Source organism: Hazenella coriacea (assembly GCF_004341825.1).
Lineage (GTDB): Bacteria > Bacillota > Bacilli > Thermoactinomycetales > Thermoactinomycetaceae > Hazenella > Hazenella coriacea.
This window is the reverse complement of record NZ_SMAG01000014.1, coordinates 1-12,067: the sequence shown is the minus strand read 5'-3', so window position 1 is coordinate 12,067 and position 12,067 is coordinate 1. Positions and strand designations below refer to the sequence as shown.

The window sequence follows — 12,067 nt, the reverse complement described above, 5'->3', positions numbered from 1 at the left end:
TCCTGGTTGATCGGTTGCATGCTCTACCTGGCTGATAGATTCGGTTGGCTGCTCTATCTGGTTGTTCGGATCTACTTGGTTGGTTGGTTCGCTTGGTTGATCTGGCTCGGTTGGCTGGATCTGTTTGGCTGCACGCTCTACCTGGTCGGCTAGATCTACCTGGCTGATAGATTCGGTTGGTTGGTTGCTCTTCTTTTTGAATTGGTGAGCCAACAACCCTTTGGAGACCAACAGCAAAATAGGGGTACATATTCCGATTGCCCTGCCTATCCAAGTGTCCGACATCCCCGAAATATTTGAGAGTTCAACGAATCCGAATCCCAACAAGAACCCCAACCAGGGAGCCCATCCCGACTTTAAATTCCCCTTTTTGAAGTCGTTTGATAAGATGATTGACGAGAAAATAAAACAAGATTCCCAAACAATGACCGCTATCCATTCGAGACCATACATGAAACCTGCATCTCTCAATAACTCTAAAGAGTGTGAAGCGGATAAAATTATAGTTCCTACCAGGATCACTAAGTTAGTTATAACTAGAGACAACCGACCAATAGACCCGAAAAAAGCGGATATCATCGGCTTGAAGTCTCCGAACCAGTCAAATACTCCGTATAATCCCCGGACAATTAAATTTGGTTGTCTTATATGACCACGAATGACCCAGCTAGGAGTTTTATTATTGTTGTGATACAATTATTTCACCTCTGTTTTTGGGGTTTTGCCCTGGCTGATGGATCGGATCAGCCAGGGCTTTAATTTATTTGGATTTATCACCCTTCCTTTTGTTCCTCTAGATACTTTTTATAGTGATCTAAAGCCAATTCAATCAACTTATTACGACTAATAGAACGTTCAGTTGTTTCGTTTTTGAGCCATTCGGAATGCTCAAGTGTTACATCGATAGTAATGCGAATCTTCATTCATTTCACCTCTAGATACATTATACAACATTGTATGCATGCATGCAATCATTATTATGCGTTTTCTTCTTCTTTTTTTCGTTCCTCTACCATCAGATCAGCTTCTTCACCATAGCGACTAAAGAATGATTCTAAGCTATCAAAACCATGTTTCCTGTAATGATCACGCTGAAAATTGCCAGAATTCGACCATGTACCACACTTAGGACAAGGTAACTTCCCATCAATCTTCCATCGGCTCGAATTGAATTTCTTAGATTTAACTACGTTTGTATTTTTGTTTATTCGCTGTATATTCCTTTGTATTTGGTTTGTAGTTGTTTTATATTCCTGTGTATACTTTTGTATATCCTCATCTTCTACTTCTTTTTTGATAAGTAAACAAACGGCTTCAGACATGGTTAAACCTAAATGATCGCAATGATTTTTAAACTTTTCATAAACTCCGTGAGGAACTCGACTTGTTATGATCTCCTCTTTTTTTAACCTGGGATCTCGTTTAAATCTCTTCAGATACCCGCCCATTCGCTAACCCCCTCCATGATACTGTTCTTCTATTTATCTTCATCATCTCCTCTTAGATCCTTCCTACCAACAAACAATTTAATGTTATTTTTTAATATAAAACCTTGCCTTCTTTAGTTTGATGTTATATAATAATATTAAATAATAATATTATTGGAGCTGATCGAATGCGTATTGTTTCTTTAGCTAATCTTTCTAAAATCAACACACCGCCCCCCCCTGCTAAATGAGTTTATGAAGTCTTGCCAGGAGGATGGAAGGCTACAAACTTCTAACGCCTGGATAATCGATAAACCGACCAACAGAAAGAATAAAGAATGGACGCTCCGAGTAAGAATGCAGCCTAAAAGCTTTGTTAGATTCGGGATTTATATGGTTTACTCAGAAAAGCCCTACACCGTTTACATGCATTTACCAGAGGGATTGACCTTCCTTGTCCTGAAGCATATGAAAGACATCAAGAGCGATCCATACGATGTTAAACATTTAATCCCCGAAGAAAATAGGGACGTAGCGGATTATATCTCCTTCTCCAAGGGCTGCGCAGCCTATAAATTTAATAGTGATTTTATACCCTTCGGTTATAATGTGTGGTTCGATCTGGGTTGGAGATAGAATCAACAAAGACCAGGGAACAACAACCCTGGTCTTTTAATGTTATTTTTCAACATTAAATTTAATAAACAAAATCTTCTATCCCTTCATCTACCAATATCGACCATCCGACCTTCCCGCAGCTAGAACATCCAAGCTTCTCCGTCGGTTCCCATTCATTCAAGATAGTTACGTGTCCGCAGCCAACACATTCATACAAAAATACATATTCCGCCATTCTCTAAATCACTCCTTCAGATAGTATATTAGAGGTCAAGGTGGTGGCGCTGAAATTTTTTAGGTGCTTTTCCTAAAAAAATTTGGCTCCCCTTGACCTCTATCCAGGAATCCCAAACGCTTAATTCTTTGCCCTGCCCGGTTTTTATATGGGCAGGGGCTGCCTGGCGGCGAGCGTTCCCCCCGAGATCGGGGGGGTTAGGGGGGCTGATCTTTTTATCTTTCTCTCTCTGAAAGACCACCAGTTAAATCCCTAGTGATCCTCTGGACATAGGGCGAGCGTTCCCCATCCATTGGCTGGCTAATAATTTCTATTAACTGATCCTGTTCCCTGTTTGGATACGGGGAACCATATGAGACCGGAACCGCTGGAACCTCTTCAAAATCCCTGACGAGCTGATCAAATTTATTTTGTCTTTTCAGCCAATCAAACATCTATTTCACCCCTTCTTTTTTCTCGGGAAGTTCTATCACGTTATCTATGTCGCTATTTAGCTTTTCTTCGATTTCGTCTAAAATACGTTCTTTCTTTAACTCTTTTCTATTTAAAATCCTAAGATCCTTCCTCATTAGCCGGTGTAGAAGATTGTCTTTCCAGTAATATATCGGATCAACTTTGCAAGGGGGGGTCTTGAACGAAAATAATATAGGTTTCTCCAGGTCGCTCCATTCTTCTGATCGGATCAAGGGGACTCCTGTTTGATTGTAGCGTTCAGACTCTTTATTCCTTTCACGATCCCTCGACATTGTTTCAATGGTTTGTTGTCCAGCTAATTTTGTAAAGTATTCTTGTGTTTCTGGGTCTTCGATACCTAACACAAGCTTGTAGCGACAATTGTCCAGGATCATTTTTCTGCCATTTACCCCATACAATTCATCTAGCTGGGCGAGGCTTTGAAACGAAAGTAATATATGAACATTTCTAGAGCGTAATGTTGCTAAGCCTTGGATTAAACTTGGTAGATTCCCCAGGGTGTAAAGTTCATCTATTAGTAAGAGTACCGGGGGGTCTTTCTTTTCTTTTCTTTCGGTCAGATGGTCAATGCCTTGGTTTAAGATAATGCTCAGGAGCTTCCTATATTGCGGTAGTTTTAGTTTTTCCTCTGGAATGGATAAGTAAATAGTTGAATGTTCTTCCAATGCCTTCACGCTAAAATCTGAATGTGAAGTAGCCCTTCTGATGTGGTCGCTGGTCGCTATTGTATTTAGGTTTCGAATTAGGTCACTCATGACGTTAGCCAGGGTGTTTTCCTTCAAATGAAGTAAAGGAGCTGCCAAGATTCGAACCGTTTTATTGTCATGAGTTAGAAAATGATTCGCCATATCCTCAACTGTAGAAGTACAAATGTATTCGCATACTTCTACTAAACTTTTTTCTTTCAAATATCCTTCATGGGTGGCAGCTGCAACAATCGCCCTGGCTGACTCAGTGAAGAAGCTATATTTTGGATCTTCTAACGGTATAAGAATTTGGGAGATTGAAATAGATTTGTCTGGGGTATCACAGAAGTCTATAGGGTTATACTTGCTTGTGCTCTGCGACATAGGATTGAATATATAACACTTCTGAAATCGAGAACGAATTAAAGCTGTCTTGTTTGCTAATTCGCCTCCCTTCGGATCTAATACAAGCGCTGATCCTTTCCACCTCATCATCGAGGGGGTCACGACTGTCGCTGTTTTACCGAGTCCAGACCCCCCCAACACAGCCACATGACCCTCTGTTTTCTCGCTTTTTACAACGAGACTTTTTCCAATTAGATTATTTGTTTTTCCGAAAACAACACCTGTTTCCCCGAACATTTTCGATTTTCTCAGGTCTTTTGTCTCGGCAAATTTAGCAGAACCAAAGTTTTCGGTCTTTTTTTCAAAATCCATATATTGATTCTTCCAGGCTGACACACTCCCATATACCCCAAGGACTAAAAACGGAATATCGAAGGGAGTGAGCAGATAGCCATAGTGGTTAGCGATCCAATGCGGAGAACCTATTAAAATGGTGCCATGCAGCAAGGTTCGGGCTATCCCATATTTGTCTTTTTCGTTGGAATCATCCACTTTGAAAAATAAGATAATCCCTTTTGCTAAACATTTATTTAAAAATAAAAAAGGAGTTAAAGGAAGTTTCATCACATTAAATCCAAGCTTGAATAATGATCTGAACATATCAAACATGTTATAATACCTCCTAAGGAACAAACCCGTTAACGGGTTCGCTCCTGGTCTTTGGCTCTTGTTTTGCCTGGTTGGGATTCGCGGTCTTGAACCAGGTAAAGCAAGGGCTTTTCTCTTTTTTTGTCAATTCCCTTGATTTTTTCGTTAAAGTCTTTTACAGCCTGCTTGGATTCCCTAACGATCTTGGTCGCTTCGTCCTCACGTTTAACCATAAAGTCGTTAAACCCTTCGCCATTCAACCTATCCAAGATCCAGGTTGCCACCTTGTCTTCCACCGCGATCCGTTTTTCGAGAATTTTATTTTTAATCTCTTGACGCTTTTGGAAGTTCTTTTCTTGCCGTTCCTCAAGATCCTTACATTTCCCATTCAACAAATCCATTTTTCTTTCTTTCGGGGTGACTGTTGCATGCAGCTCATCAGCCACAAACCCACCTAAACTTTTAGCCATATCCAGAGGTAAAAGGACAACCTTACCTAGAGACTCCATAGAGTCCCAATCATCCCCACGAACGTTAAACCAACTCATCTTTCAAATCCCCTTTCTTTTTCTTTGTTTCGTTTTAATGTTTCATTTGAAACATTATCTCTGTCAAGAAGCTCTCTTTCTTTTTGCAATTCTTCGAGCCAGTCCCTTTCTTTTTCAATCCAGGGCTCAGGATCGAGCGACCACCCCCTTTCAATATTCCTTTTATGAACACGCCCTTTTTCTGCATCTGCTATTTTTGCAAGGTGTTTCATCCGTTGGACGTCGATGTATACGGACTTTCCAACTTCGCAACGACCTCGAATAACCAAATGTGCGTGTGGGTGCTTTGGGTCATCGTGGATCGCAGCGATCCAATCAAGCTGTTGCTTATACTTAGATTCGTATTGAGACATGCTTTCGCGTACTAAATCTTTTAGATTTACGCCTGTTCGATCACGTTCTTCCTCGTGCAAGGAAATTACAAGTTTATGAGCTACTACCCCGTGGGGTTTTTGTTCTTTTATCTTCTGGTAAAAGTCTTTTCTATCTACCTGGTCTTCGTCCCGAGAAAATAAAACAACTTCATTTCTATGCTTGTCCCTATTCGCTTCTATGTATTTTAGATGTTTGTTTATAGCTTGCAGCGGGCGACTTTTCCCCACTGTGCGGTATTTATAGTATCCGGTACGCTTGACCAGGATAGCCATTTGTTTACCCCCTTTCGTTTTCTAGAAACTCATTCACGAGATCCTGAACAGGTTTTGACAGTGTATAAGTGCCTACTATCGTCTTTTTCTCACTAGATGCTATATGTTTTATTAGTCTTTTGTACCTTTGAATTTGTTTTGTATAAGATTCTTTTTGTTCTTTTTGCTGCTGGATCTCTTCAAGAAGAGATCTATTTTTATTGTTTGCTTGTTGCTGTTGCTGTTTTAATTCTTCTATTTGTTTTAATAACTGTTGATTTTCTTCTAGTAACCCAATCGTCTGAGGACTCCCAGCGGTTGCATAGTGGAGTTGTAGAATTTCATGAGCCTTTTTCCATTTGTTATCCCTAATCTGCTTAACCATTTGTTTGTTAGGGAGATCCATATATTTTAGCTGTTCTTCTGTAACTAGAGATCCATAGATAGTATAGAAAGAATGTTTTGCCAGAAGATCGCCAACCCGCTCTATTAGTTTATCAAATTCAGTTTCGAATTTATGGTTAACTCGTTTGAAAAGTTCGCCTTCTGTGGCTGCCATTAGCTGCGTCAGATCATCTCCAGTTTGGCGAAAAGATATATATTTTGTCATCGCATCTTCCCAAACGGGACTTATTCTAGATGCGTCGTCGTAGTCTTGCTTCGCAATCCGCCGAGCGGATTCCGCTACAGCTGGCGTTATTCGAATAGTTATTTTTTCATTATAGGTTCGTTTTTTTGACATGTGGATCACTCCAATATTTTTTATTGATCACCTCTCAAGGTGATCAATCGCCCAACAGGGCGAAAGTTTTTAGTTTTTATTCTTTTGTTGACAGTGCCAGCGTCAAAACCTCCGATATATATAATATATATCGAGGTTAGCGGCACTGTCAACATTTTTCAAATGGCTATGCCATCTTGAAAAATCAGCCCCCTGCAAGGGCAGAGTTGCGCCCGCTGGCGCATTTGAACTCTGCAACGTAGTGTTACCCTTCATTGTAGGAGTAGGACGAAGCCAACATGTAGGACTTCCCGACAGGGGAAATGGTGGTCCGATACGACGACAATGAACGGGTAGGTTTTAGCAATGGAAACGAAAATACGGAAAGGGCGTCAAGCCTTTTCCGTATTTTCGTTTCCATTGCCTGGCGTAGCCAGAACGGGGAACGGAAGAAAGTAAGTTGGTATCCTGGATAGCTCGTGGGGTCTTGACGACCCTAGAGCGGATCCAGGATACCAACGGATCGAAAAGATAATGTGATTCTAATGGAAACTGTAATAACGTAAGTCTAAGGATCTTGGTAAATCCAACGAATAGACCAACAGGGCGTATTTATGTATGGTTACCGCCGATCGCAAGGGCAACCGTTGGGGTTCTCCCGAAACAAAAAGACAGCTGACAGAAGATTTTAAGGATATTATTTAATGTTAAATACGAACATTAATAAACTGCAACTTTTGTATGCTGCTTGATCCAGGAAAGAACTTTTTCGGTGTTATTTAAAGACAATCCGCAGAGTTCAGGAATTTCAAGGTCTTTATCTACGCCGCAAATAACAAGAGACCCTCCCACTACCCCTAATCCTTCGATTTCTCTGTTTGCTGGTAGACTTCGATCCACTGCGGCGAAATCATCCATATAAATAAGAATAGACCTTTCACTATCTATAAATGTGCAATCTGTATTGTTTGGGAGTTTTTTATTTATTAAATCCCTAGGGTTAAAGTTTGATTCTACAACTTGTGGTTCTTGTCCTGGATCTAGAACTACTATATATTTTTCCATCCGTCTTTCTCCTTCACTTCGTTTCTAAGTTGTATACACGCTCTGTCGTTGCTGCCACTTGATCATAGATACCGTTGACAGACGTTTCAATTCTATCGAATCGTTTATTTGCTTCATCAAAACGTCTTTCGACCTGGTTAAAACGATTGTCCATGTTTTCTTTTACTTCTTTAATTTCGTTTTTCAAATCTAACAATATGTCAAGGATCGCTTTCATTTCATTCACAATATTTCACCTCTTTTCCTTCTACATAAGAGATTCGCCAGGATCTTCATTATTCCTTTGGGTTTGCATTGCAAACCGAGCCGTTTAAATCCATTCTAAGGTGTTTTAAAAGACTCTGAAGGGTAATAGTACCCCTCATCCATTTAATGTTAATACTATTACCATTAACATTAACAACGAAATTAATATTATTTTGTAATATTAAGCGGAACCCTTTTAACTGGATCAAATAAACTTGTTATCTCTATATCTAAAAAATTAAGGGATACCAACACCCTGGGTATCCCTTTTAAAGCTCTTACAGAGAGTTAGAACGCTTTTCTTTATTCTTATTAAACTCCTCGTTCATGCGATTTAATTTTTCTTTAATACGCCTCTGTTTTTCTTCATGTGATACATTTTCTTTCGGTTGACTTTGTTCGTCTGTATCTTCTTTAATTTCAAGCGATTGAAGTGATTTAGGAACGATTTCCCCCCTGCCTTGAAACTTCTTATTGATAGATTTCTTTTTAGGTTTTGGTTTAGTTGGTACAATATATCCACCTTTATCTATGCAGCTATAAACAAAGGCGAAGTTATCATGGATAGCACTAATGTCGTGATGCTTCTTGATTTTCTTTAGAATGTCTACAATAAAATCTATTTCAGCATATTTAGTAAGAGTCAGGTAAATAGCAGGATCTAAGAGCTCTTTAAAACTTTCTTGCCAAGCTTCATTTACTTTTACATAATTTTTATCTGACTCTATTACACTACTACTACTAAAAATACTACTACTACTACTAAAAGAATTCTTAGACTCCCCGTCCATACCTTCGGACGCTGCGTCTGTACCCCCATGGACGTCACGTCCATACCCTTCGGACGCTGCGTCTGTACCCCCATGGACGTCACGTCCATACCCTTCGGACGCTGCGTCTATGCGTGGAATTGTTGGGATCTGATCGGGGTGGTAGATGACATATAGATTGGAGTCTCGTTCTTTAGAGTCTTTTTTGTACCGCTTCCGCTTTTCGATTAATTTAATTTCACACAAGAAATTAACACATCTTTCCACCTGTTTCGAGGACATTTCGGTAGCTTCGCCGATCTTTCTGTAACTCGGGAAAACCTCTCCAAACACATCGAGACAACGAAGAAGATAGATATAAACTAGTTTTACACTAGTTCCAGAAAGCTTAGACTCTTTCATCTGGTCTTTTCTTTTCTCGCGATAAACTCCCTCAAGTTTTAGATTCCAAACGTTATCCGGAGTGTTGAACTCTTGTTTTTTCCAACCTCTCATGACTTTATTAGTCACTACTATTCCTCCTTGTTGCGATCCAGGAGGAAGACACAAACCCCGATAGGTTTCATTGACTGGTACAATCTTAAGATGGTAAACTGTTTACGAGACTATTTTTTTGTTCGGGGCGGTCTTCCTCTAGCTTACCAGGGCGTAGGAGATCGCTTTTTTTATTTTCTAGTATATCAATTTTTTGGACAAACCGTCTAATTTTGGCGGTTTGTTTTTTGTTTAGTCCATGTATTTGTAAAAATCATCGTCATCATCAGAAACTACTTCTATGACTTTTTTGTATTTTCCTAAGATCGCTTTCATGAGTGATTCGGCTGCCAGGGTTGATGTCCTGCATTTTTTGTGAGTCATGGGACAAATGTATTTTTTGGACTCCTGGTCATATAAATCCGTTAGACTTGCCTCCTGATATGTCTCATATTTTTCAAAGAGAGAGGGCGGGAATAAAAGTCCCATGTATTCGCTTAACATACTCCTTCTAATTTCGACGTTTTTAACTTTTTTAGTCGCTAAACTGAAAATATCCATGGCTTCATCTTTGGTTATTTCTATTATCCCATTCCCTCTAATGGTCATTTTCTTTTTTTGACTCTTTATTTCTCGTTCGATTAACCACCCCCCTAAGCATAATATAACCTTTTCAGGGGTGCCAAAATTCTTACCCGTTCCCGGGCACTGATAAGGGCGTGTTTTATGTGTTTTTGGTTTATACAAATCAGTTACATCATTTTCTCCAAAAACCAGAGATTCTAATTTTTTATAAGCATTTTCGAAGACGGCGTGAGCCCCTCCTTGATAAAGGTCGGTGGGGATGGAGGTTACATCCATCGAATTAATGTAGATTTGATGGACTTCTTCTCTCCTTAGTTCCCTTGCTACTTTTTCTTTTTGGGGTTTTGGAGTGCTGGCCAAGGTAGAAGGGGATGATTTTAATCTTTCAAGTTCATTTTTGAGCTGCTGGATCTCACCCACTAACCTGGCATTCTCCTCTTTCAATCGCTTAACCTCTCTGTATAAGGGGTTCTTTTCACTTATGAATCGTTCCAGTTCATCCCCTGAAACCTTCCAACCTTCCTTTTTACTTGCTCGAATTCCTTTTAAATCGCCTTCTCTAAGCCATTTTCTTAAAACTTGGTCTGTCACTTCAATTCCGTTCTGTTTTAATCGCTCCGTGACTTCGGGAACTCTCAGCATTTCCAATCGTGTGACCTCCTTTGTTATCAATTAATATTAACTATTAATATTATTATATAATATAAAACGAAGGAAAGCAAGAGAAAAGAGGGAAAAATATTAATTAGATCGAATAGAATGAGATAGAATAAATACATAGCATTAGGAGGTTTTTATATGAGTTGGTTACATGAAGAAGGAAAGAAAGGCAATTGGCTAAAGGCTGGGCGGAATGAAAACCCGTTGGGGGTCGGTTGGTATGACGGGAAAAGTAGACCGCTCGGAACGCTGGTAAAACAAAAACAAGTAACCCCAAAGACTTTCTTTACAAAGATAGGTAAGTCTTTCTTAAGTCTTAGATAGTAAAAAACCACCGATCTAATAGAGTCGGTGGTTTTACTTTATTTATCGTCTTGGCGGATCTCGACATAGACCCTAACACATTCACTGTTTCTATTAGCGTATGGCTCTGAATGTTCTAGTACATGGTAATGATCCTTTAGGCTTTCCAGAAATTTTTGAACCTCACCAAGCGAACCCTGGATACGTAGTTTTATCACGTTATCACCTCAAAAAGGTAGATCATCATCCGGAATATCAATAGGCTTCCCATCATCCGCAAATGGATCGCCTTTAGGCTTTGTGGCTGCTACTTCACCCGCTGAAATGTATTCTTCTAACTTCTGTTCGTCCAGTAGCAAAGTTAGGTATTTTTTATTATCTTCGTATAGTTTACGTTGCCGAATCGCTAGGCGTTCAATTTCAGATGTGATATAGTCCATTTCCTGTTCATTTTTTCTATATTCATCATGAATCAAAACGCGTTTGTAATCCATCTCGGAAAAGTTAGGTTTGTATGATTTTTTCACTACTTCCAAAGTCGCCCGGCAACTATCCAACGCTCTGTGAGTTAAATCCCGATCCGCTGCGTTTCTTAACTTCACCCAGTGATCCCACCCTATTAAATCGGAATATGTATCCATGACGCAATTGAAATTGCTATCAATTCGATCTAGTTGATCCCTGAGATTCTGAAAACTTTCATCCCACCAATCCGAGAAGTGAGCCTTGAAACTCTCTATCATTACCCTAGAACAAAAATCAGCGTTGTAGGCTAGGATATTTTTATCCTTTAGAATCGGATATAGATTCTGCCAAATCTCCAACCACTGAGGGGAATCCTTCACCATCTCCTCGTTTATCCCGTGGATCTCGAAGGCTTCGGGCGAAATTTCGCCCCTAGGCTTGACCAAAGAGTCAAAGAGAATATTCTCGTTAATGTCAACCACGCTGATTTCTACAATTTCGCAGTCATGCAAATCTGTCGTTGCTGCGTGTAGGATAACAATGTCATCTTGATTCCACTGGTTAAATCTAAGCTGTGCAGCAGCTTGGTTACCGTTAATAGAGTACATATTTTTATACCTCCTAATTATTTATTTCTACCACTCACAGAATATTATTAATCTTCTGATTTAAAAATGTCAAGAGGGAAAGGGGACTATTTTTCTAGTCCCCTTTTAAGTGGTCGAAGCTCTTTCCGTCATCAAACTTCCAAAACAAACGCTGTAACTCCTGGATCTTCGACTCGGGGTATTCTTTTTCAGTCCATTCATCCATCATTTTGACGATACCCAGGCGGATTAGATCTCGTTCCTTTTTACTGAATAGAAGATTTCTCTTCCTGATGAACTGACTGGATAATTCTATTTTTTTATTCATTGGCTCACTGCCTTTAACACCTGGATTGCTCTATATCTACTTATGTTAGCCATTTCTGCAAGCTTCCTTTGACTGGGCAGCTTCCCTTTTTCGTTTAAATATAATAGGGCTATTTTTTTCGCTGGCTGCTCTATCTGGTTGTTCGGATCTGCTTGGTTGGTTGGTTCGCTTGGTTGATCTGGCTCGGTCGGCTGTTCCTGATCAGCCAGATCTGTTTGGCTGCTCGATCCTGGTTGATCGGTTGCATGCTCTACCT

Annotated in this window: 16 protein-coding genes and 1 pseudogene; 1 reads left to right on the top strand and 16 read right to left on the bottom strand. The window is 39.8% G+C overall.

Annotated elements, in window-relative coordinates; all coding sequences use genetic code 11:
- The 12 genes and pseudogenes from EDD58_RS14520 to EDD58_RS14470 all read right to left on the bottom strand — a co-directional run.
- A pseudogene (locus tag EDD58_RS14520) lies at positions 1-285 on the bottom strand (hypothetical protein); the annotation flags it as partial.
- Between the two features lie 488 nt (positions 286-773).
- Positions 774-923, bottom strand: a complete 150-nt coding sequence (locus tag EDD58_RS14980; RefSeq protein WP_165875994.1) for a hypothetical protein — start codon at positions 921-923, stop codon at positions 774-776.
- 54 nt (positions 924-977) lie between these two features.
- A complete protein-coding gene (locus tag EDD58_RS14515) occupies positions 978-1,448 on the bottom strand; it encodes a hypothetical protein (protein ID WP_131926834.1) in 471 nt (156 codons plus the stop codon).
- A gap of 1,047 nt (positions 1,449-2,495) precedes the next feature.
- Positions 2,496-2,714, bottom strand: coding sequence for a hypothetical protein (locus EDD58_RS14510; protein WP_131926832.1), 219 nt, complete (start codon positions 2,712-2,714; stop codon positions 2,496-2,498).
- A complete protein-coding gene (locus tag EDD58_RS14505) occupies positions 2,715-4,454 on the bottom strand; it encodes a type IV secretory system conjugative DNA transfer family protein (RefSeq protein ID WP_131926831.1) in 1,740 nt (579 codons plus the stop codon). It abuts the gene before it with no gap.
- A gap of 29 nt (positions 4,455-4,483) precedes the next feature.
- Entirely contained in the window at positions 4,484-4,981 is a 498-nt protein-coding gene (locus EDD58_RS14500) for a hypothetical protein (protein WP_131926829.1), read from the bottom strand.
- Entirely contained in the window at positions 4,978-5,628 is a 651-nt protein-coding gene (locus EDD58_RS14495; protein WP_131926827.1) for a relaxase/mobilization nuclease domain-containing protein, read from the bottom strand. Before EDD58_RS14495 ends, EDD58_RS14500 begins: the two co-directional genes overlap by 4 nt.
- Positions 5,629-5,632: 4 nt before the next feature.
- A complete protein-coding gene (locus EDD58_RS14490; protein WP_131926825.1) occupies positions 5,633-6,349 on the bottom strand; it encodes a hypothetical protein in 717 nt (238 codons plus the stop codon).
- A 699-nt stretch (positions 6,350-7,048) separates the two neighbouring features.
- Positions 7,049-7,393: a hypothetical protein gene (locus tag EDD58_RS14485; protein WP_131926823.1), complete on the bottom strand. Its 345-nt coding sequence runs from the start codon at positions 7,391-7,393 to the stop codon at positions 7,049-7,051.
- Between the two features lie 13 nt (positions 7,394-7,406).
- Positions 7,407-7,610 carry a hypothetical protein gene (locus EDD58_RS14480; protein WP_131926821.1) on the bottom strand — a complete coding sequence of 68 codons (204 nt, stop codon included), beginning with the start codon at positions 7,608-7,610 and terminating at the stop codon, positions 7,407-7,409.
- Between the two features lie 307 nt (positions 7,611-7,917).
- The gene (locus EDD58_RS14475) at positions 7,918-8,919 is read right to left on the bottom strand and encodes a helix-turn-helix domain-containing protein (RefSeq protein WP_131926819.1); all 1,002 of its coding nucleotides are present in this window, start codon (positions 8,917-8,919) and stop codon (positions 7,918-7,920) included.
- A gap of 216 nt (positions 8,920-9,135) precedes the next feature.
- Complete coding sequence (locus EDD58_RS14470) at positions 9,136-10,116, bottom strand: hypothetical protein (RefSeq protein ID WP_131926817.1); 981 nt, start codon at positions 10,114-10,116, stop codon at positions 9,136-9,138.
- A 150-nt stretch (positions 10,117-10,266) separates the two neighbouring features.
- On the opposite strand from EDD58_RS14470, the gene EDD58_RS14465 reads away from it, so the two are divergent.
- A complete protein-coding gene (locus tag EDD58_RS14465) occupies positions 10,267-10,452 on the top strand; it encodes a hypothetical protein (RefSeq protein ID WP_131926815.1) in 186 nt (61 codons plus the stop codon).
- 38 nt (positions 10,453-10,490) lie between these two features.
- Here EDD58_RS14465 and EDD58_RS15410 read toward each other — a convergent pair whose 3' ends face one another.
- From EDD58_RS15410 to EDD58_RS14975, 4 genes are all read right to left on the bottom strand, one after another.
- The gene (locus tag EDD58_RS15410; RefSeq protein ID WP_131926813.1) at positions 10,491-10,649 is read right to left on the bottom strand and encodes a DUF3970 family protein; all 159 of its coding nucleotides are present in this window, start codon (positions 10,647-10,649) and stop codon (positions 10,491-10,493) included.
- Between the two features lie 9 nt (positions 10,650-10,658).
- Entirely contained in the window at positions 10,659-11,504 is an 846-nt protein-coding gene (locus tag EDD58_RS14455; protein WP_131926811.1) for a 3'-5' exonuclease, read from the bottom strand.
- A gap of 94 nt (positions 11,505-11,598) precedes the next feature.
- Positions 11,599-11,811: a hypothetical protein gene (locus tag EDD58_RS15055; RefSeq protein WP_207903317.1), complete on the bottom strand. Its 213-nt coding sequence runs from the start codon at positions 11,809-11,811 to the stop codon at positions 11,599-11,601.
- On the bottom strand, positions 11,808-12,067 hold a 260-nt coding region (locus EDD58_RS14975; RefSeq protein ID WP_165875993.1), incomplete at its 5' end, for a hypothetical protein. The genes EDD58_RS14975 and EDD58_RS15055, both read right to left, overlap by 4 nt.